Origin of the sequence: Anaerococcus hydrogenalis (assembly GCF_002871895.1) — a bacterium.
GTDB lineage: Bacteria > Bacillota > Clostridia > Tissierellales > Peptoniphilaceae > Anaerococcus > Anaerococcus hydrogenalis.
The window spans coordinates 169,887-190,824 of the sequence record NZ_PNHP01000004.1; the positions used below are offsets into that span (position 1 = coordinate 169,887).

Consider the following 20,938-nt stretch of genomic DNA (forward strand, 5'->3'; position numbering starts at 1 on the left):
AATAAGGGTGTAATTTTGATATTTCGAATTTATTTCCTATTTTTTTCTATGATTTCTTTCAAAAATTCTTCTTTTTCCTTTAAACTTTCCATGGATGTGAATTTGAAAGACCAATTTTTATCACTTAAAGTTGCAGGCTCATTGATTCTTGCCTCATCTCCCAAGCCCAAAATATCTTGGAGGGGAATTATTACATACTCACTATCCCTTTTCATGGCAAATTCAAAGAAATCATCATAAATAGTATCATTTTTTATGCCAAGTTTTTCAAAAAGTTTTTTTACATCTTTCTTTTTATCCTTATCCAATTCGTCAAACCAGGCCATAAGAGTTTTGTTATCGTGAGTTCCTGTATAGGCTACAGAATTTTCTGGGGCATCTATATATTTTTCCTCTTTTGGTTTTAAAAATTCTTGGATAATAACCATGCCCTTTAAGTCAAAATAATCCCTAAGCTCAAAAACTTCTGGCCTTATTTCTCCCAAATCTTCTGCAATAAATTCCACATCATTTAATTCTTTTTTCACTTTTTTAAATAAGTCATAACCTGGGGCAAGATGCCACTTTCCTTTAATAGCTGTTTTTTCTTTTGCATCAATTACCCAATAGGTATCAAAGGCCCTAAAGTGATCAAGCCTTACAATATCATAGAGTTTTCCGTTATAGGCAAGCCTATTTATCCAAAATGAAAAATCATCTTCTTTTATTTTTTCCCAATTATAAATCGGATTTCCCCACCTTTGTCCTGTAGCTGAGAAATTATCTGGTGGTACTCCTGCAATTGATTTTTCTCTACCATCTTTAGTTATTTGGAAATATTTTTGATTTTCCCAAACATCAAGGCTATCAAGACCTACATAAAAAGGAATATCTCCAACAATTTTTATCTTATTTTCATTGGCATATTCTTTTAACTTCATCCATTGTTTATAGAAAATATATTGGATAAAAATTTCATAATTTATCTTATCCTCATAAGGACTTAAGTCTAGCTTTTTATCCCTTATCCAATTTTTCATCTCATCTGGCCATTCATTCCATGACCTTAGACCATTTTCTTTTTTAAATGTTATAAAAACCCCGTAATTGTAGACAAAATCAAATTTCAAAAAATCTTTGTAAGACTCATCTTCAAATCCCTTATTTTTTTTGAAATTTTCATAGGCTAATTTTAAATATTTTTCCTTAAATTTTCTTACAAATTCATAGTCAATTCTTGATTTTTGGTCTAATTTTTTTGGTTTTTGATCAAGAAGTCCATCCTTATATAATAGTTCTAAGGATATATAAATTTCATCTCCTGCGAAGGATGAGTAAGGTTGGTAAGGAGAATTTCCATAGCCTAGTGGATTTAGGGGCAAAATTTGCCACATATCAAATCCAGATTTTTTTATTATATCTATAAATTCATATGATTTTTCTCCAAAATCTCCAATCCCGTAATCTCCGTTTATACTTTGTAGGGGTAATAAAATACCTGCTTTTTTCATCTTAACTCCTAACTTTTTTTGTGGTTTTTCCTATATATAATTTCGCATCAAACTTACTTATCTTTTCGTATTCTTTTTTATCAATTATTTTAAATAAGACTTTTACAGACTTATAGGCTATTTCTGATGCAGGTTGGACTATGGTTGTTATCGGTTTTAGTAAGTATTTATTTATCTCTAGTCCATCAAAACCTGCAAGAGAATAATCTTCTGGAACTTTTTTTCCAAAATCATAAATAGCCTTCATAGCCCCCATGGCAATGGTATCTGAAATTGCAAAAATTGCCGTGCAAGAAATATTTTCTTTGACAATTTTTTTGCCAACCTCATAACCATGTTCTAGGGAGTAAGGGTTTAAGCCTTTATTTGAATAAAAAACTAATTTTTCATCAAATTCTATCCCATTTTCTTCTAGGGCCTTTTTGTAACCTAGAAGTCTAAGCTTTCCTATACTTTCATCATCATATCTTGGTCCAATCAAGGCAATTTTTTTGTGGCCAAGACTTATCAAATATTCTACTAATTTTTTGCTTTGAAGAAAATCATCTATTCCCAAGCAAGCTGACCTTGGAATTTGTAGGGTTTGATTTATTATTGTCGTCATTGTAAATGGAACTGCTAAAGACTTCAATTTTTTCTTATCATTTACAAAATATCCTCCCAAAAATATTATTCCTTCTGGTTTTAAAGTTTTCACAATTTTTTGGGCAAGATCTAGCTCGCTTGAATTTTCTTCAACTTTTTGTAGGGCAAAAGTGTAACCAGACTTTGTAATTTCTTCTTCTAAGACTTTTAGCATGGGTGTGAAGAAAGGATTTGTAATTCCCTTTATCAAAACTGCAATAGTTTTTGTTTTTGTTATTTTTAAATTTCTTGCATTTTGGTTTGGTGTATAGCCAACTTCTTTTATAGTATCAAGGATTTTTTTTCTTGTTTTTTCGCTTATTTCATCATTATTATTTATAGCTCTTGAAACTGTACTTACACTTACTCCACACAAGGATGCTATTTCTTTTATGGTTACTCTTTTCATTTACCTATCCCTTAATTGCTCCAGCGGCAACTCCTTTCACAATATGTTTTTGCATTGTCAAGTAAAATACTATCACAGGTAACATAGATAATACAAGCATAGCCATCATAGCTCCTAAGTCTTTGTTTCCATTACTTCCAACAAGCATTTGGATTACAACTGGAATAGTTTTATATGGGGTACTTACTCCTATTACAAGATAAGGTAGGAGGTAATCATTCCAAATCCACATGGTATTTAAAATTGCTACTGTTATTGCTGTTGGTTTTAAAATTGGAAGAATAATGTAGAAGAAATGTTTTATTGGCGAACATCCATCTATCATTGAGGCTTCTTCAATTTCTATTGGGATTGATTTTATAAATCCTGCAAACATAAATACTGAAAGCCCACTTCCAAAGCCTAAATACAAAACAACCATACCTATTGGATTGTTCAAATGAAGCATGTCTGCAACTTTTATTGTTGGAAACATAACCATTTGGAATGGAACTATCATTGAAAATACAAATAAATAATAAATTACTTGTGTAAATTTATTTTTTACCCTGGTTAAATAATAGGCTGTCATTGCTGAAAAAAGTACAACAACTGCAACAGAAATTATTGTTATAAAAAATGACCAGCCAGCTGCTTGGAAAAATCCTGTCCTTGCAAGACCAGAAACATAATTTTCAAGACCTGCAAAGGAATCTCCTTTTGGAAGACTAAATGGTGAATCACTTATAAAAAATTTTCCTTTAAAAGAATTTATAAGGATAAAGCCAATAGGAAATAGGAAAATCACAAGTAAAAACAACATTATGACAAATAAAATTGCATTTATAGTTTTTTCTTTCATTATTGTTCCACCTCTTTTTCTCTAGTAAGTTTGATTTGAAGATAGGCTATAAAGGCTACGATTATAAAAAATATGACAGCTTTTGCCTGTCCTACTCCCTCAAATCCATTTCTTGAAAACATAGTATCAACTATATTCATGGCAAGCATTTCAGTCTTATACATTGGAGCTCCTGCTGTTAGGGCAAGGTTTTGGTCGTATAATTTGAAACTATTGGTAAGGGTTAAGAAGGTACAAATTGTAATTGATGGCATTACCATTGGAATTGTTATTGACTTTAAAATTTGTCCCTTGCTAGCCCCATCAATTTCTGCAGCCTCTATTAAAGCAGGAGGCACATTTTGAAGGCCTGCTATATAAATTACCATCATATAACCAATCAATTGCCAATTCATAAGAATTACCAAACCCCAAAAACCAAATTTAGGATTTGCCAAAAGTGTTTGGCCAAATTTTAATAAAAACGAATCAATCATAACTTGCCAAGTATAACCAAGGACTATTCCACCTATTAAGTTTGGCATAAAAAATACAGTCCTAAATAAATTTGTTCCCCTAATTTTTCTAGTAAGAACAACAGCAAGTGAAAATGCCAAGACATTTATAGAAATAACACAAATAATCGTAAAAATTACTGTAAATATAAAGGCTTTTCCAAATCTTTGCCCACTTGAAAGGGCTGTAACATAATTTTGTAAACCTACAAATTCAGAATTAAATATTGTAGTAAATTTTGTAAAAGAAAGTCCAATTCCCAAAATAAAAGGAATGATAAAAACTATACAAAAAACTAAAAAAGTAGGTAAGACAAAAAATGGGAAATATTTTTTCAATATTTTTTCCATAAAAACCTCCTTTATGGATTTTTAAAAAAAGTCTGAATGTTTTAATAATTTATCATACATTCAGACTTTTTCTATTAGGATAGATTAATCAGAGATAATCTTTTGTTCTTTTACTTTTGAGCTGCTTTTTCATCTTTCCAAGATTTTACAAATGAATCTTTAACTTCATTCCATTTCATTTCTCCAGATGCATATTGACCTAGAGCTTGTCCAAAGAAGTCTTTGAAAGCTTGGCTTGGGAATGATGTGAAGTTCCAATCAACATTGTATAAGTCTTTGTTTGACATGTATTTTACAACTTCTTTTGCAAGAGGATCTTCTGGTTGATCTTCTTCTTTGAATGTATCAAATGGTGAAATAAATCCAAGATCTTTTGTTACAAATTCTTTTCCCTTATCAGATGTAAATAACCAATTTAAGAATTCTTCTGTAGCTTTTTGGTCTTCTTCGCTAGCCTTTGAATTTACTGAGAAGAAGTTTTCAGTACCAACACAGATACCTTGTTTTTCTTCACCCTTTACTCCTGTATAAATTGGTAAGAATTTAATATTTTCAGCCTTAACCTTGTTGCCAGAAACTTCTGAAATTTGGCTCCATGCCCAGTTTCCATTTTGAACAAAGGCAGCTTTTTCAAGAGCAAATTCAGCCATAGAATCTGTAACTGCTTTTCCTGTTAAAGCATTTGGTTCAACTGTTGAATTTTGAATATAAAGATCAAAAATATTTTTGTAATTATCAGAATATTTGAATTTAACTTCATCCATATCCTTTACTTTGTTGTCCCTATATTCATAAAAAATAGGTAAATTTGCAAGGTGAGTTTGCCATCTCCAATCTTCACCTGGTTTTAAAGAAGTACAAGCAAAGGCACCGTCGATTCCAAGATCAGCTTTTTTAGCTTGCATATCCTCAGCAACTTCTTTTAATTTTTCAAAATTATTAATTTCATCAACGCTTTTGATTTTTGCACCATCAAGTTTTATATATTTTTGTAAAATTGCATCGTTATAGATTATTCCATATCCTTCAACAACATAAGGAATACCAAAAACGCCTTCCCCATCCTTAACAGCAAGATCTTTGTCTATAAGATGTTTGTAAAGTTCAGAATCCTTCAAATCTTTTGTATAATCTTTCCAGTTTTTGTAACCGATAGGTCCATTAATTTGGAAAAGTGTTGGGGCATCAGATTTTGTAATTTCTGCCTTCAAAGTTTTTTCATAAGTTCCACTTGCAGCAGTAACAACCTTAACAGGAACACCTGTTTCATCAGTATAAGTTTTTGCAATCTCATTCCAAACCTTTTCAACTTCTGGTTTGAAATTCAAATAATAAACAGATCCCTTTGCACTATCACCACTTTTTGCATTAGAGCTATTGTCAGCATCATTTTTTTGTCCACAAGATGTGAGTGATAAAGATGTTGCAAGAAGCAAGGCTGTTGCCAATAACGTTTTCTTCAATTTCATAAAAATTCCTCCATTTTGATTTTTTGCCTAGCAAAGATATTTTTCGATAAAAAGCCTAATTTTTTTAATTAGTATTTTAAAATTAGCATTTTTTAGAATTAAACTTTTTATACTTAGAAAAATTTCATGCAAACTATTTTCGGTATCGTTTCCGTAAATTAACTATAGCATATTTAAAAATAAAAATCAAGCCTTTAATTTATTTTTTTAAAAATATTCTCCTTCTTTTATCCTTTGATTTTAGCCTTTTATGAAAAATATCTATATTTTATTAAAAATTTTTCGAAATTTTTTAAGTTTTTATTGTTTAAAACAGAAAATTTATAACATTTTCCTAAAAGAAAAAAGACCCTAAGGTCTTACAGAGCGTAGACAAAGTCAGTTTAATAATTAATCAATGATTTAAAAATAAAATTACGCTAAAACCCATCTCGACTAGATGATTGTGCCTTGATTTGGCACAATCATCCCTAAAACTAGTGTGATAACACGAAAAAGTTTGTAAAACAAACGTGTATTAGTGTGAGTGAAGCGAACGCATGGAGAGATCTAATGAGATTTCTCCGCTCGTTGCACTCGGTCGAAATGAGAAAATTTTTAGTTTGTCAACAGTCTAAAATACCCTAGGGTATTAATTTTCAAGTAGTAATATAAAAAAGTTATTTTTTTTATAAATTTAATAAATCATATATCCAATTATATTTGTAAAGAAAAATGTAAATATTAATAAAATATTTAAAAACAAAAATACATAATTTTTATTTTTTACAGAAAAAATTGATCCTATAATCCCACATATAGGACACAAATATAAACTTGTAAATCCTAAGGGTCTAAGTCCTTTACCAAATATAAATTCCATTGAATCATATGGGACAATTATTGAAATTATCAAAATTATTATAGCAAATAAAAATATATAAATTTCTAGTCTTTTTTTCATATTTTCTCCTAAAGCATTTCCAAAAAACTTACAATCATCAAAATAAATGACCCTATCATAGTTAAAATATTAAAATACATATTATTTTTTTCTTTTTTAATAAATATTTTATAAATCATCCCACTAAATACAATTGCCGTAAATATTGCATTTGGAGCATTTGTAGGAAGTTTTTTTAACCATGAAATTATCATAACTATAATATATGCTATTACTCCTCCAATAATTTGATAATCTGAAATATTATTTTTCATTTCTCCCCCTGTTTTTTTCTGGCAAATATTTCCAATATTTTTTTGGCATATTTGAAATCATAAGTTTTTTATTTTTTCGCTCTTTTATAGAAATTGCATCATAAAATCCTATCCAAAGATTTTGAAAAAATTTCTCTTGGTCACTTTCTTCTATATCGAGATTTAAAATTTCTACAACTTCTACATTTCCATAAATTGAAATAAATGCTTTTTTTCTATTTTTATCGTAAATAATAAATTTTTCCTTGGGCATTCTTCTTAGAAAATGTCTAGAAAGATCTTCCAAAATATTATTGTGAGATTGGTACTCAGAAAATAAAAATCCCTCTTGAATTTCTCTAAATCTCAATAGCCCCTTAAAAGCATGAGCTTCACTTGTATAATTTTTTATCATTTTATTAAAAACTATAGAGTATTTATTTGTAGAATTTATAATATTTTTGCCCTTTAGAAAAGAAAGTTTTATAAGTCTTGCAATTATTATTTCTTTATTTTTATAATCGGACTTAAAGGCTATTTTTATTTGATAAAAAAATTCTTTTGAAATATTCTTCTTTATAGAATTTTCTACCCTTCCTGCCTTATCATATTCTGTTTTTATAAAAGTTTGGTCAAAAAGAGAAATTTGATTATTTTCACTTTCAATTTTAATTTTAAAAAGCTCCTTATAAAAAAGAAAAACTACTGTTAAAAATCCCTCAAATGACCCATCATATACAATATTTTTCATATTTTACCCAAAAAGTGATAATTGCTCAAAAGATTTGGGATCAGAAAGGCTCATAGTATCTTTTAAATCTTTTTGATCTTTGAATTTAAAACCTTGATATTTTCCATTTACAGTTATAAAATTTCTTGCTCTTTTTACAGAAATATTCAACTTTTTTAAATGCCAATACTCAAGTTTTCTGTATTTTCTTGCATTTACAATTTTTCTTGCAGAGACTCTACCAATTCCTGGAATTTTCATTAAATCAGAAAAGCTTGCCTTATTTATTTCAACAGGAAATTTATCAATATTATTTATTGCCCAATCTGTTTTAGGGTCAATTCTTAGGTCAAAGTTTTTATTTTCTTCATTTAATAAATCAGATGATTTAAAACCATAAAATCTCAAAAGCCAATCAGCCTGATATAGTCTATGTTCTCTTAAAAGAGGAGCTTTTTTTACATCTTTTGTAAATTCACTTTTTACAACAGGAACAAAAGCTGAATAAAAAACTCTTTTTAACGAATAAGAATTATACAAATTTTCCGCCTTATTTACTATATCAAAATCAGATTCTCCTCCTGCTCCAATTATCATTTGGGTAGTTTGACCTGCAGGGAGGAATTTTGGAGTATGCCTATACAATTTTATTTCATTTTTTCTTTGGATTATTTTTTCCTTGGCAAAATTCATAGAAGATTCTATGGCCTTGGTAGATTTTTGGGGAGCTAAAATTTTTAGAGAATTTTCTGATGGAAGTTCAACATTAACGCTCATCCTATCAACCAAAAGTCCCATTTTTTTAACTAAATCAGAATCAGCTCCAGGTATAGATTTCATATGTATATATCCATTATAATTGTAATCATTTCTCAAAATATCAGCCGTTTTTATTAAAAGCTCCATGGTATAATTTGGATTTTTGATAATTCCCGATGATAAAAATAAACCTTCTATATAATTTCTCCTATAAAAATTGATAGTCAAATCAGCAACTTCTCTTGGAGTAAATTCTGCTCGTTTTGTGACATTTGATGACCTGTTTATACAATATTCACAATCATAAACGCACTTATTGGTAAATAAAATTTTCAAAAGAGAAATACACCTACCATCTTCGCTCCATGAATGACAAATCCCAGAAAGATGACTATTTCCCAAACCTTTTGATGAATTTCTTCTATTCGATCCTGAAGAAGAACAAGACACATCATATTTAGCAGCATCCGTCAAAATCTCCAACTTTTCTAAAATATCCATATAATCCCCTTTTGTTTTAGACTTTTACTGTCTTATGATTATATTAGAATATTTAAAAACTTTCAAGAAAAAATATAAGAAAAAGCTCTTTTATATTTCTTATATTAATTTAAATCAAAATTATATAATATTATAAACTTCCTACTTTTTATCAATTGCTATAAATGAAAAAGCAAATTTATAGCCTGCATTAATAGATAAATTCATAGAATCTATATGTGAAAATTGACTTGATGTAATTGGCAATATTTCCTTATTATCTGATTTTATTAGCACATTTTCCCAAATCCAATTATAGAAGTTGGATAAAGATTATAGGTCAAGGATTCTTTTTTAAATTTCATATTTAAAAATATATTTTTATTTTCAACTAAGTCATCATTTTCTAAACCACAGTCATAAAGAATTTGTTTTCTTGTTAAATTTCTCATCTTTTTTCTCTTTTCTACTTATGTGATTAAATTTGACATCTTTATTTATCTATAATATTTTATAAATAGAGAAAAAGAAAGGATTTTTTATGAAAACCACAGTGATTTTTATAGTAATTTTAATAATAAGTGCAATAGTTAATGTCCTTTTATTGTCAAAATTTAGTTTTGGTGATGATAGGGATAGAAAAATTTTTAATAAAACTTGTTCTCATACCCTAATGGCCTTTATAATATATCTTTTACTTGATATGATTTTACCTTTTACAAATAATACTGATTCTTTTACAAATCTTTTTGTAATTTCTCTTTTATTTTTGATAAATCAACTTGTCTATAGGAAGAAATTATCATAATTTTTTAATAAAAAAACCAAATATTTGAATTTCAGCACAAAAAAATCGACTTTAAACTTTCTTTACAATTTAAAGTCGATTATTTTATATGTCCACTAGCATAGCTTTCTGATTTTGGTTCAATCACGCTTAAGTCCTTTCTTTTTTCATATTTAAATTTATTTAAATACCTCGGCATATTGACAGTTTTGTATATTTTTTTACTTTATGGGAAAACTTCCTCCTAACACTTTTATCATATTCAATTGTAATTTGGCTCTTTTTATTTAGCTACAAACAAATCCTTTTTAGAAAAATGTCAGATGGCTATATTTTACACTTGATTTCCACCACTTTTTCTATGAAATTTACATTTTAAATTCTTTTTTTAAATAAATATCACTATTGTAAAGACTTTAATTAGAAATTTCAGATTTTAAATCCATTTAAATTCTCATAGTCTAAATACATTTATAGGTTAAACTTTTTACTATAATTAATTTCCTATAAAATTAAGCCCTCGTCCTTTCTATGCTAGTGGACTATCAGAAGTATCTTATCTTCTGTTATTATAATGATACCCCGTGAAATCGATTCTAAACGTTTTTTTATAAATTTTTAAATTTTTTTTATTTTCATTAAATAAAATTGCATACATATTATTTAAAAAAATAAAAAAATCTCCCAATTAAGGGAGATGATTTTTATTTTAGATTAAGTCTAAAGCTTGATTTAGATCTTCTATTATATCATCGCTATCTTCTAGTCCTACTGATAATCTTATCAAACCTGGTGCTATTCCTGCTTCTTTTAAAGCTTGTTCTGTGTAGGTAGAATGGGTCATTGTTGCTGGGTGTTCTATTAATGTTTCTGCATCTCCCAAACTTACAGCAAGTGAGCATAATTTTACATTATTCATTATTGTTCTTCCTGATTCAATTCCACCTTTTACTTCAAAGGTTACCATTGCACCATAATCTTTCATTTGTTTTTTGGCTACTTGGTGGTTTTTAAAATCTTCAAGTCCTGGATAATAAACTTTTTCTACATTTTTATGTTTTTGTAAAGCTTCTACTACTTTTTTAGCATTTTCTATATGTTGTTTCATTCTAACTTCTAGAGTTTTCATTCCTCTAAAGATTAAAAATGCATCATGAGCAGATAGGACTGAACCTGTAAAATCTTTTTGTCCTACTAGTCTTACTTGGGTCATTAGTTCTTTTGATCCACATGAAAATCCTGCTATCACATCGCCGTGGCCGTTTAGGTATTTGGTTGCTGAGTGTACTACTATATCCACTCCAAGTTTTAGTGGATTTTGTAGATAAGGTGTTGCAAAAGTATTATCTGCTATTACCATAGTATCTTTTGAGTTTGCTTTTGCTAGTTTTACAACTTCTTCTATATCTATTATATCAAGAGTTGGATTTGCTGGTGTTTCTAGATAAACTATTCTTGTATTTTCTTTTAGATGACTTTTTACCTCTTCTAGATTTGTCATATCTATAAATTCTACTTCTATATTAAATTTTTGAATTTCATTTAAAAATGCAAAGGTACATCCATAAAGTGTGCCACAAGCAAGTATATGGTCTCCAGCTTTTATAAATGGCCAAATTGATGATGTAATCGCTCCCATTCCTGATGCTGTGGATACTGCTGCCTCTGCTCCTTCGAGGGCTGCTAGTTTTTTTTCTAGGGCATCATTTGTTGGATTTCCTAGTCTTGAATATATAAAACCTTCTTCCTCTAGGGCAAATCTTCTGCCACCTTGTTCTGCACTATCAAATATAAAAGTTGATGTTTGGTAAACTGGAAGTCCCAAGGAACCATATGTATCTTTCATTGCTCCTGCGTGGATTGTTTGTGTTGCAAATGATCTTTTATTGTTTTCTGTCATTTTTTTATCCTTTCTTATTATTTTTTATTACTTTTATTTTTATAAAATATTTAATATAATATATCCAAAGAATTTAAGGAGATATTATGAATTTAAACAAAATTTCTTACGCTATAGAAGTTTCTAAGACTGGCTCAATTTCAAAAGCCGCCAAAAACTTATATACTTCCCAACCTGCCATTTCCATGGCTATTAATGATCTTGAAAAAGAATTGGGCTTTAAAATCTTTAAAAGGTCTAAAAGCGGAACTCAAACTACTGTAAAGGGACTTGAATATCTAATTAAATGTCAAGATTTAATCAGCAAATATAAGGATATTCAAAGGCAATATTGTCCTGATAAAAATGATATTCCTGAGCTTAGAATTTCAAGCCAACATTTTAACTTTACTGTCTCTGCCTTTATGAAATTAATCGAAAAATACAAGGATTCTTCATTTAAGTTCTACCTTAAGGAAACGACTTCCCTCCATGCCATTAACCATGTTGAAAATGATTATTCAGACCTTTCCTTTATCTACATAAATAAATCTTATAAGGAGGCTATCTTTAATTTGTTTAAAGAAAAATCCTTAACATATGTATCGATAGCCAAGGTTATTCCTCATGTTTTTATTAACAAGGACCACCCTTTGGCAAAGAAAAAACTTATAAAAATTTCTGACCTTTATGCCTATCCCATGATAATTTATGAGCAAGATGATACCCAAGTATTGCCAGAAGAATTTGTAAACTTGCCTGACCACAAACAAATCATTTACACCCAAGACAGGGGCACAACTTTAGGATTAATATCTAATACCAATTCTTTTAATGTTGGAACTGGTTGCCTTCATCCTAATAACGGATTTTCTAATATAAAAACTGTTAAACTTGAAAATCCTGAAAATTTATCTATGGATATAGGCTATGTTTACAAATCTTCCAGAAATCTTTCAAAACTTTGTAAAGAATACTTAGACCTTACTAAGCTTGAACTTTTCCATTGTCTTCCAAAACTTTGATATGATCAGCTACTTTTGATTCTGGCATATCATATTCAAAATTCCACTTATCCTTTGCAGCTGTAAATGGTACATATATTGAAATTATTGAGATTATTCCAAGTATAAATTGATACCAGAAGTAAGGGATAATTTGAAATGGAGCTACTGCTCCTTTTGTAAATCCTGCTGCTATCAAAACTTGGGCTGCATAAGGAATTACTCCTTGAAATACGCAAGAAAAAGTATCAAGAAGTGATGCCGACCTTCTAGGGTCAACCTTATATTCATTGCACATTTTCTTTGCAATTGGTCCTGAAATAATAATTGCTACAGTATTATTTGCGACTGCAACATCTGCAAGAGAAACTAAGGCTGCTATACCAAACTCTCCAGATTTTTCACCTTTTGCAAATTTTTTAATTTTAGAAATGATCCAATTAATTCCACCTTCTTTGGTGACCATATTGGAAAGACCTCCAATCAACATTGATAGTAGGAATATTTCAAACATTCCTGTAAATCCTTCCCACATGGTTTGAGAAAGCTCTAATAAATTAAAACCATTGTTCATAAGTAAAACTATTCCGGAAAGTACAATTCCACCAGTAAGTACTAAAAATACATTAACCCCCATAAGGGCAACAACTAGTACAAATAAGTAAGGAATAACCTTGATTATTTCATAATTTAATGCAGCTTGACTAGGCTCTGATTCTGGAGATCCAAATATAAGAAGTAAGATAAAAGTTATTAGACCTGCTGGAAGGGCTAATTTTATGTTCATCCTAAACTTATCTTTCATATCACAGTTTTGGGTCCTAGTTGCTGCTATGGTTGTATCAGAAATTACTGATAAGTTATCACCAAACATTGATCCACCTACCAAGGCTCCAAGCATCAAGGAAAGATTTATCCCTCCTGAATTTGCAAGACCTATAGCTATAGGACCAAGAGCTGTGATTGTCCCTACTGAAGAACCAGTAGCTATAGATATAAAACAAGCTATCAAAAATACACCCGCTGTCAAAAACCTAGCTGGTATAAAAGATAAACCCAATCCTACAACAGAATCAACACCACCAGAAGCAGAAGCTACAGTAGAAAATGCTCCTGCCAATATGTAAATCAAACACATAATAATAATGTTCGAATCCCCACAACCTTCAATCAAATTATCAAACTTATCATTAATGCTTCCACTAAATAAGATGAAAGCACTAATAATTCCAACAAAGGCCGCAATTGGTGCAGGCAATTGGTAAAATGCCATTTCAACTCCTCTTAAGTGAAGCATTATACCTGTGAATAGGTACACAACTATAAAAACTAAAAATGGAATTAAGGCTTTACCAGAAATTCTTTCATTCTCTTTCAAAATTTTCACCCCTTTTTTAAAATGATTACGTTTTCATAATTATAATACATTATTTTAATACCTTAGTAAAATACATATATGTTATGGTTTATATAAGAAAAATTTATAGCTAACAAAGGTCTATTTTTCAAATTAATATTGGTCGTTAAGAAGAGATATACATTTTATCAAAACAATATAACTTATTTTTTTATTTAAAATAAAACTAAATTTAGGCAAATATTAATAAAAATTTCTCCTAGTAAAATATGGTAAAACTATAAAAATTAGCCTACAATATTTAAAATTATATAAAAAAATAAGAAAAACTTATTTTAAGTCTTTCTTATTTCTTTGCCTTTGATTTTAAGGACTGGTCTATGGATTTTTCTAGCATCTTTAAATAGGCATCATAGGCATTTAATTTTCCATAAAAATGCACCCCATCAGTTCCAGAATAATATTCTGGGTGGGCCATACCTTCTTTTTCCCAATCCATTAGGGTTATAAAATCATATTTTTTAGAAAGATCTCTCATAGCAACAGAAACCCTATGCGGTTGGTCGTACCTATTATCATAGCAGGTTACAAAAATTACGCGAGTTTTTTTGGGAACAGTCCTTATAATTTCTTCAAGACTTTCCTTTGGATCTTTTATAGCATTGGTTCCAAGGGCAATTACCACAACAGATCCCAAATTCCCATCTTTTTTCATTTGCTTTATAATATCACTTGCAGAATCGATTGGCCTGCTTCCTTCTGCATTTACATGTAAATTTTTAATATTTTCTTGGAGCATGTCCCTGTTTCCCAAAAGCACACTATCTCCCAAGACATTAATCATTACATTTTCCTTTTTAGCGGCATAATCCTTGTTTTCAGCCTTTTTTATGGCCATATCAAGTAAATTTTTATCCATTTTCATCTTATCTATATCTTGTTTTATAGATTTTTCAAAAATAGTTTTTTCAATCTTTACCATATTATGAGCATTTTCATTTAAAATATAAGCCATGGCTATTGAAGATATAAAGATTAATCCAATAAAAATTTGGCTAATTGCATTTGAAAGCCTATGATTTTTCTCTCTTCTATTGGTATTTTTTTCCTTAAATAAGGGTTCAAATAAATGAAAATTGACTAAGGTCAAAATTCCCGTTACAAAAATCGATAAGATTATTCCCCAATAATTTTCAAAAAAGCTTGTAATTATAACAAAACTTGGCCAATGGAAAAGGAAAATTCCATATGAATACATGGACAAGGTATTTATAAATTTGTATTCCCTTATATTTTTATTGGAATATGAGGTAATTATCATCAAAACTGTAAATAAATCAGCTAGGATAAAGCCAAATTTATAGGTAAGTTCATTAGAATAGGATAAAATAAAACTTAGTCCAATCAAAGCAAGACTCAATAGAGCCGTTAAAGTTTTATAAGGTAGCTTTCTTATTTTTCCTACAAATAAGGCTGCAAAAGCCCCCATCAAAAATGATCCCATACGAGTAAAATCAAAGAAATAGACAAAGGCTATGGCATTATTATAATTTGCTACCAGATAAACCATCAAAAAATATGAAAGAAGGTATAAAAAAATACAAACCTTCATCAATAAAGAAGAAAATTTCTCCTTAAAATTCCTATCCTTATCGAATGTATTTATAAGAAGGGTTAAGACCAAGGGCCAAAGCAAGTAAAAGTGAACTTCGATTGCCAAAGACCAAGTAGGCATAAACAATTGTTTGACAAAGCCACCCTCATAAGAGCCTCCCCTTACTAGCTCAAAAATATTGTAATTAAAAGAAAGAGCAGAAATAAATTGGTCCAAAAATCTTACGCTATAATCCTTATTTATGAAAAAACAAATAAGGCTTGTTATAAAAACCATCAATAAAAGGGGTGGGAAAATCCTAACAAATCTTTTATAATAAAATTTTTTAATATCAATTTCTTTATTTTTATAAATTTCTCTCAAAAGGTGGTAGGTAATCAAAAATCCTGATAAAACAAATAAAATATTTACACCCAAAAATCCACCTGGAATAAAATTCGGAAAAAAATGGTAGGCAACTACCAAAAATATTCCCAATACACGAATATAATCTAAACCCTTAATTCTCATCTTTACCTTCTAATCTCATCCAACCCTTTTTTACTCTCTTATAAGTATAGCCATCACTGTGTTTTATTTTAATATCCTCATTTGCCTTATCCTTATTAAATTTAGCATAATAAACAAAATCATCAAAAATAAACTTTCCCTTGCCGTCAAACCTTGAATCTTTAAAGCTTCCAAGATATTTTCCCTCAGGACAAATAAGCTTACCCTTGCCATTTAATTTATTTTTCAAAATTTGGCCCTTATAAGTAATGTTTTTTGTAGGCTTATAATTTGAAACTTTTTTGGGTCTTAATAAAAACAAAATATAACAAAAAGAAAGAACCATAAAAGCTCCAACAATACAGGCAAAAATACCATTAAACTTTTTCTTTTCCATATCTACCCCTTTACTCTTATTACTTAATTATATCAAAAAAAAGATTTATTTACATATTTATTGTAAAAATATTTATCTATAAGAAATATATTTTACCACAAAAAAACTAGGATGTTTCCACCCTAGTTTTTAAAATTAATTTTACTTATTTTCTTTTTGATTTGAAAAGAGCTGTTGAAGCTGCTGCAAGAGTTGCAACTACACCTGTAAGTCCAGCAACACCTGTTTGTACGTTGTTAGATACAGCTTTCTTTTCTTCTTTTGGAGCTTCTTTTGGAGCTTCTTTCTTTTCTTCTTTTTTAATTTCTTTTCTTTCAAGTCCTTCAGTTTTTGCTTCATCAACTGTTAATTGGATGTAGTATCTTCCATCAGCACCAACTGTTACATTATAACCTTTATTGATTTTTGAATTTTTAACTAAAGCTTCTGCTTGTTTGATAGCTTCTTCTTTTGTTTTAAATCCATTATCAAAGTTGAATGCTTTTTCATCAGCTTTTTCATCATATTTAGCGTATGGTTTTTCTGGTGTTTTTTCTTCTTTTGGAGCTTGAACATGGCTTAAATCTTCAGCTGGTGTAAGTACATAGAAGAATTTACCATTGTTTTCTGAAACTGAGAAGTTTTTGTTAAGATTGTCATTTGCTAAAGCTGCTTTTGCTGCTGCTTCAGCTTCTGCTGCTGTTGAGTAACCAGTAGCGTTATCTCCTTTTGCTTCTGGAGCGTTTTTTTCTACCTTATCTATTTTACCTTGTTCTTTTTCTTTTAATTCGATTGCTACATTATCTGAATCTTCACCTGTTGGTTCATTTGCTGCATAAGCTGTTCCACCGAATACTAATCCTGCTGCAAGAGCTAATGCTAATACATTTTTCTTTTTCATTATTTTTCTCCTTTTTAATATATATTATTTTGATACTCACATTATATATCAATTGTGTATATATTGCAAGTTTATTAGAGAAAATATATATAAAAGCCTAGTAAAATGTTTATTTAGGTATTTTTATTCATTTTCTTTATATTATTTCATCTTGTATGAAAAATATTTATTTTAAAGATTTAATTATCATGATAAAGTATTTACACCTAAATTAAATATTAAGATTTCAATAACAACATTTAAATTAAATACTTGCTATTATTTATTTTATTTTGGAATTATCATATTATTTTAGCCTATATTTTTTATTTTTTATGAATATATCTATAAATTAAAAATAGTATCAATATACTTTTTAATAAAAGTGCTTATCTTAGGTCTTTACTTGCTTATATTTATTAAATTTTATTTTCACCTTAGATAATATAATTCAAAAAATATATTTTTATTTATTTTTAAGATGCTTTTTCACTTCTGATTCTGCCATATCCAATTCAAAATTCCACTTATCTTTTGGCCTTGTAAAGGGGATATATATGGAAATTATGGCAACTAGGCCTAAGATAAATTGATACCAAAAATATGGGATAAGTTGAAAGGGGGCAAGTTTTCCCTGGCTAAAGCTTGCAGCTATCAAAACTTGGGCAGCATAAGGAATTATTCCTTGAAATACACAAGAAAAAGAATCGAGCAGGGAGGCTGACCTTCTTGGGTCAATTTTATATTCCCCACACATTTTCTTAGCAATTGGACCTGAAATTATTATTGCAACAGTGTTATTTGCAACTGCAATATCAGCAAGAGATACAAGCAGGGCTATGCCAACTTGGCCAGATTTTTCTCCCTTGGCAATTTTTTTTATTTTCTCTATTATCCAATTTATCCCTCCTTCTTTGCTAACCATATTGGAAAGGCCACCTATTAGCATGGATAGTAAAAATATTTCAAACATGCCTGTAAAGCCTTCCCACATAGTTTGAGAAAGGGATAAAAAATCAAATCCATTGTCAAAAAGAAAGATTATTCCAGAAAATAAAATTCCACCTGTAAGTACAAAAAATACATTTAGGCCCATAAGGGCAGAAATTAGTACAAAAATATAGGGAATAATTTTGATAAGTTCATAGGATAAGTCTTTTTGACTAGGTTCACTTTCTGGTGCTCCAAATATTAATAAAAGAATTAAGGTAATAAGGCCTGCAGGTAGGGCCATTTTTATATTCATCCTAAATTTATCTTTCATCTGGCAATTTTGACTTCTGGTTGCTGCTATTGTGGTATCAGAAATAACTGACAGGTTATCCCCAAACATAGACCCACCTACCAAGGCCCCAAGCATAAGGGAAAGATTAATTCCCCCAGATTCTGAAAGGCCAACAGCTATTGGTCCAAGGGCTGTAATTGTTCCAACAGAAGTGCCGGTAGCTATAGAAATAAAACAAGATATCAAAAATACACCTGCCGTCAAAAATTTTCCTGGAATAAAAGAAAGTCCCAAACCTACTACAGAATCTACTCCACCGGATTTTGATGCTAGAGCAGAAAAGGCTCCCGCCAACAAATAAATTAAACACATTATAATAATATTTGAATCCCCACAGCCTTCCACTAAGTTATCAAATTTTTCATCTACACTTCCAGAAAACAATAAAAAGGCAGAAATTATACCAACAAAAACTGCAATTGGGGCAGGAAGTTGGTAAAAAGCCATTTCAACTCCCCTAAGTTGGAGAATAATTCCTGTAGATAAATAAATTATAATAAAAACCAAAAACGGAATTAAGGCCTTGGATGAAATTTTTTCATTTTTTTTCAATATATTAGCTCCTTTATATCACTTTTTAAAAGTAAAACTTAAATACCTGCCTTTAATTATAACAAAAATCTATTAATTAAGTAATAAAACAAGTCCTTTTATAAAAATTATTCAAATCAAAAAAAATAAATTTCCAAGACAAATTGGGTATAAAATATACAAGAGAATAAAAGTTATAAAGGAGAAAAAAATGAAAATTAAAAATGTAACAATAGCAGGCGGCGGAGTACTTGGTGCTCAAATAGCTTATATAACAGCATTTCATGGATACAATGTAACTCTTTGGGGAAGAAGTGAGGGTTCTATAGAAAGAATTAAACCAAGAATAGAAAGACTCCACAATATTTTTTCAAAAGAATTAGATCTTGCCCCATCCTATATTGGAGAAGAAAATCCAGATTATCCAAGATCATTTTTCAAAGACAAAAGCGAAATTACTCAAGAAAAAATAGAAGAATTAAAGAAAGTAAATGATGAAATTTATGAAGATTTGAAATATACTACAGACCTTGACGAGGCTTTTTCAAACGCAGACTTAGTAATTGAAGCAATAGCTGAAATTGTAGATGAAAAAAAGGCCTTTTACGAAAAAATTTCTACTCACTTAAAAGAAGATACAATAGTAGTTTCAAATTCATCAACTCTCATTCCTTCACAATTTAGGGAATATACAAAAAGAGAAGATAAGTTTTTAAACCTACACTTTGCAAATAATATTTGGAGACAAAATGTAGCAGAAGTAATGAAACACGATAAAACAAGCGATGAATCTTTTGAAAGTGTGATAGAATTTGCCAAATCTATTGGAATGTATCCGGCAGTACTTAAAAAAGAACAAGCAGGATATATTTTAAATTCACTTTTAGTACCCCTATTAGACTCAGCTCTAATGCTTTACGGAGACGATATAGCTGAACCAAAAGATATAGATATGGACTGGAAAATAGGAACAGGAGCACCAAAAGGACCTTTTGAAATAATAGATATAGTTGGAATTACAACAGTAATAAACATAACAAAAGCAAGTCCAAAAGCCCAAGATCCAAACTCAGCCCTAGCAAAAGCAGTAAAAAAACTAGAAGAAAGAGCCGAAAAAGGCCTAAAAGGAGTAGAATCTGGCGAAGGATTTTATAAATACAAATAAAAGAAAAATGCGATGAAATAAATTTATATTTCATCGCATTTTTTTATCCCAACGCCCAATAGGGACGTTCATTATTGGTACACTTATGTACTTAATTTTTTCGAAAATTTATATCATTTTAATTCTAACCAATAAATTATTTTCACGAGCTAAGATCACTAGGTAGAAAATAATCCTTATATTTAAATATTTTATAGTAAAACAATTTGAAAAAAGATTAGAGAGAGTAAATTTAAATAAGATTTTGTTTTAAACAAAAATCGCCCATATATAATAGATAATTATGGGTTATTTGTTACATTTATTCTTAAAAGAAAGATTGATATAATGATAAATCTTCATATTAAAGTTCCGTTTGTGAGCGCAATTAAGTTATGCGAAATCTTATGAGTTTTTTATTGCACTAAATATGTAAATAAGGATAAACAAAAGTGACATTTTTATCTACTAGATATGATAAAAATTAATTTGTCAATAATCTATAAATATAATCTATTTAAATCAAAATTTTTAATAAGTAGTTAAATTATTATTTAGTAATTTAATATATTTATCTATTTTTACTTCCTAGAATATATTCTCGTTATATATTCTCGTTATATTAAATCATCTTGAAAAAAATACACATCAAAAAAGACCAGCCTTGGCTGATCTTGTTTGTTTGGCAACTACCTAGTCTCCCGGGAGGTCTCCCTCCGAGTACCATCGGCGTTAGAAGGCTTAACTTCTGTGTTCGGTATGGGAACA

General features: G+C 29.3%; 20 protein-coding genes and 1 rRNA gene. 3 read left to right on the forward strand and 18 right to left on the reverse strand.

What is annotated here, in order from left to right:
* Positions 1-29 precede the first annotated feature (29 nt).
* The 11 genes from malQ to CJ192_RS09495 form a co-directional block, all read right to left on the reverse strand.
* Positions 30-1,490 (reverse strand): 4-alpha-glucanotransferase, encoded by a 1,461-nt coding sequence (malQ, locus tag CJ192_RS07060; protein WP_102198293.1) that lies wholly within the window; start codon positions 1,488-1,490, stop codon positions 30-32.
* A 1-nt stretch (position 1,491) separates the two neighbouring features.
* The gene (locus CJ192_RS07065; protein ID WP_102198294.1) at positions 1,492-2,523 is read right to left on the reverse strand and encodes a LacI family DNA-binding transcriptional regulator; all 1,032 of its coding nucleotides are present in this window, start codon (positions 2,521-2,523) and stop codon (positions 1,492-1,494) included.
* A 4-nt stretch (positions 2,524-2,527) separates the two neighbouring features.
* Positions 2,528-3,364, reverse strand: coding sequence for a carbohydrate ABC transporter permease (locus CJ192_RS07070; protein WP_004814397.1), 837 nt, complete (start codon positions 3,362-3,364; stop codon positions 2,528-2,530).
* On the reverse strand, positions 3,364-4,209 hold the full coding sequence (locus CJ192_RS07075; protein WP_102198295.1) for a carbohydrate ABC transporter permease: 846 nt from the start codon (positions 4,207-4,209) through the stop codon (positions 3,364-3,366). The genes CJ192_RS07070 and CJ192_RS07075 overlap by 1 nt, the downstream gene beginning before the upstream one ends.
* 110 nt (positions 4,210-4,319) lie before the next feature.
* Positions 4,320-5,678 (reverse strand): ABC transporter substrate-binding protein, encoded by a 1,359-nt coding sequence (locus CJ192_RS07080; protein WP_102198296.1) that lies wholly within the window; start codon positions 5,676-5,678, stop codon positions 4,320-4,322.
* A 676-nt stretch (positions 5,679-6,354) separates the two neighbouring features.
* Positions 6,355-6,621: a hypothetical protein gene (locus CJ192_RS07085; RefSeq protein ID WP_102198297.1), complete on the reverse strand. Its 267-nt coding sequence runs from the start codon at positions 6,619-6,621 to the stop codon at positions 6,355-6,357.
* 8 nt (positions 6,622-6,629) lie between these two features.
* Positions 6,630-6,875, reverse strand: coding sequence for an ion transporter (locus tag CJ192_RS07090; RefSeq protein WP_102198298.1), 246 nt, complete (start codon positions 6,873-6,875; stop codon positions 6,630-6,632).
* A complete protein-coding gene (locus CJ192_RS07095; RefSeq protein WP_102198299.1) occupies positions 6,865-7,605 on the reverse strand; it encodes a TIGR03915 family putative DNA repair protein in 741 nt (246 codons plus the stop codon). The genes CJ192_RS07090 and CJ192_RS07095 overlap by 11 nt, the downstream gene beginning before the upstream one ends.
* A 3-nt stretch (positions 7,606-7,608) precedes the next feature.
* Positions 7,609-8,844 carry a putative DNA modification/repair radical SAM protein gene (locus CJ192_RS07100; protein WP_102198300.1) on the reverse strand — a complete coding sequence of 412 codons (1,236 nt, stop codon included), beginning with the start codon at positions 8,842-8,844 and terminating at the stop codon, positions 7,609-7,611.
* 141 nt (positions 8,845-8,985) lie between these two features.
* Positions 8,986-9,120: a hypothetical protein gene (locus tag CJ192_RS09530; RefSeq protein WP_280522492.1), complete on the reverse strand. Its 135-nt coding sequence runs from the start codon at positions 9,118-9,120 to the stop codon at positions 8,986-8,988.
* Positions 9,114-9,275 (reverse strand): hypothetical protein, encoded by a 162-nt coding sequence (locus tag CJ192_RS09495; protein WP_244897299.1) that lies wholly within the window; start codon positions 9,273-9,275, stop codon positions 9,114-9,116. Before CJ192_RS09495 ends, CJ192_RS09530 begins: the two co-directional genes overlap by 7 nt.
* A gap of 89 nt (positions 9,276-9,364) precedes the next feature.
* On the opposite strand from CJ192_RS09495, the gene CJ192_RS07110 reads away from it, so the two are divergent.
* Positions 9,365-9,631 carry a hypothetical protein gene (locus tag CJ192_RS07110; RefSeq protein ID WP_004814405.1) on the forward strand — a complete coding sequence of 89 codons (267 nt, stop codon included), beginning with the start codon at positions 9,365-9,367 and terminating at the stop codon, positions 9,629-9,631.
* A gap of 688 nt (positions 9,632-10,319) precedes the next feature.
* Here the strand turns inward: CJ192_RS07110 and megL are convergent.
* A complete protein-coding gene (gene megL / locus CJ192_RS07115; protein ID WP_102198301.1) occupies positions 10,320-11,510 on the reverse strand; it encodes a methionine gamma-lyase in 1,191 nt (396 codons plus the stop codon).
* A gap of 86 nt (positions 11,511-11,596) precedes the next feature.
* Between megL and CJ192_RS07120 the strand changes: the two genes are divergently transcribed.
* Positions 11,597-12,514 carry a LysR family transcriptional regulator gene (locus tag CJ192_RS07120; RefSeq protein WP_102198302.1) on the forward strand — a complete coding sequence of 306 codons (918 nt, stop codon included), beginning with the start codon at positions 11,597-11,599 and terminating at the stop codon, positions 12,512-12,514.
* On the opposite strand, the gene CJ192_RS07125 is transcribed toward CJ192_RS07120, so the two are convergent.
* From CJ192_RS07125 to CJ192_RS07145, 5 genes are all read right to left on the reverse strand, one after another.
* Complete coding sequence (locus CJ192_RS07125) at positions 12,477-13,871, reverse strand: Na+/H+ antiporter NhaC family protein (protein WP_102198303.1); 1,395 nt, start codon at positions 13,869-13,871, stop codon at positions 12,477-12,479. The two genes, CJ192_RS07120 and CJ192_RS07125, sit on opposite strands and share 38 nt — an antisense overlap.
* Positions 13,872-14,196: 325 nt before the next feature.
* Positions 14,197-15,975: an acyltransferase family protein gene (locus CJ192_RS07130; protein WP_102198304.1), complete on the reverse strand. Its 1,779-nt coding sequence runs from the start codon at positions 15,973-15,975 to the stop codon at positions 14,197-14,199.
* Positions 15,965-16,351 (reverse strand): MORN repeat-containing protein, encoded by a 387-nt coding sequence (locus CJ192_RS07135; protein ID WP_102198305.1) that lies wholly within the window; start codon positions 16,349-16,351, stop codon positions 15,965-15,967. Before CJ192_RS07135 ends, CJ192_RS07130 begins: the two co-directional genes overlap by 11 nt.
* 145 nt (positions 16,352-16,496) lie before the next feature.
* Complete coding sequence (locus CJ192_RS07140) at positions 16,497-17,231, reverse strand: DUF5633 domain-containing protein (protein ID WP_102198306.1); 735 nt, start codon at positions 17,229-17,231, stop codon at positions 16,497-16,499.
* Between the two features lie 445 nt (positions 17,232-17,676).
* Positions 17,677-19,047, reverse strand: coding sequence for a Na+/H+ antiporter NhaC family protein (locus CJ192_RS07145; RefSeq protein ID WP_102198307.1), 1,371 nt, complete (start codon positions 19,045-19,047; stop codon positions 17,677-17,679).
* 190 nt (positions 19,048-19,237) lie between these two features.
* Between CJ192_RS07145 and CJ192_RS07150 the strand changes: the two genes are divergently transcribed.
* Positions 19,238-20,191 (forward strand): 3-hydroxyacyl-CoA dehydrogenase, encoded by a 954-nt coding sequence (locus CJ192_RS07150; RefSeq protein ID WP_102198308.1) that lies wholly within the window; start codon positions 19,238-19,240, stop codon positions 20,189-20,191.
* Between the two features lie 659 nt (positions 20,192-20,850).
* On the opposite strand, the gene rrf is transcribed toward CJ192_RS07150, so the two are convergent.
* Positions 20,851-20,938 (reverse strand): 5S ribosomal RNA (gene rrf / locus CJ192_RS07155); the annotation flags it as partial.

Coding starts and splice junctions, on each gene's coding strand:
- megL (WP_102198301.1), bottom strand. CDS start 11,510: ATGACAGAAAACAATAAAAGATCATTTGCAACACAAACAATCCACGCA.
- malQ (WP_102198293.1), bottom strand. CDS start 1,490: ATGAAAAAAGCAGGTATTTTATTACCCCTACAAAGTATAAACGGAGAT.
- CJ192_RS07095 (WP_102198299.1), bottom strand. CDS start 7,605: ATGAAAAATATTGTATATGATGGGTCATTTGAGGGATTTTTAACAGTA.
- CJ192_RS07140 (WP_102198306.1), bottom strand. CDS start 17,231: ATGAAAAAGAAAAATGTATTAGCATTAGCTCTTGCAGCAGGATTAGTA.
- CJ192_RS07065 (WP_102198294.1), bottom strand. CDS start 2,523: ATGAAAAGAGTAACCATAAAAGAAATAGCATCCTTGTGTGGAGTAAGT.
- CJ192_RS07110 (WP_004814405.1), top strand. CDS start 9,365: ATGAAAACCACAGTGATTTTTATAGTAATTTTAATAATAAGTGCAATA.
- CJ192_RS07090 (WP_102198298.1), bottom strand. CDS start 6,875: ATGAAAAATAATATTTCAGATTATCAAATTATTGGAGGAGTAATAGCA.
- CJ192_RS07150 (WP_102198308.1), top strand. CDS start 19,238: ATGAAAATTAAAAATGTAACAATAGCAGGCGGCGGAGTACTTGGTGCT.
- CJ192_RS07100 (WP_102198300.1), bottom strand. CDS start 8,844: ATGGATATTTTAGAAAAGTTGGAGATTTTGACGGATGCTGCTAAATAT.
- CJ192_RS07085 (WP_102198297.1), bottom strand. CDS start 6,621: ATGAAAAAAAGACTAGAAATTTATATATTTTTATTTGCTATAATAATT.
- CJ192_RS09495 (WP_244897299.1), bottom strand. CDS start 9,275: ATGAGAAATTTAACAAGAAAACAAATTCTTTATGACTGTGGTTTAGAA.
- CJ192_RS07070 (WP_004814397.1), bottom strand. CDS start 3,364: ATGAAAGAAAAAACTATAAATGCAATTTTATTTGTCATAATGTTGTTT.
- CJ192_RS07080 (WP_102198296.1), bottom strand. CDS start 5,678: ATGAAATTGAAGAAAACGTTATTGGCAACAGCCTTGCTTCTTGCAACA.
- CJ192_RS07120 (WP_102198302.1), top strand. CDS start 11,597: ATGAATTTAAACAAAATTTCTTACGCTATAGAAGTTTCTAAGACTGGC.
- CJ192_RS07130 (WP_102198304.1), bottom strand. CDS start 15,975: ATGAGAATTAAGGGTTTAGATTATATTCGTGTATTGGGAATATTTTTG.
- CJ192_RS07135 (WP_102198305.1), bottom strand. CDS start 16,351: ATGGAAAAGAAAAAGTTTAATGGTATTTTTGCCTGTATTGTTGGAGCT.
- CJ192_RS07075 (WP_102198295.1), bottom strand. CDS start 4,209: ATGGAAAAAATATTGAAAAAATATTTCCCATTTTTTGTCTTACCTACT.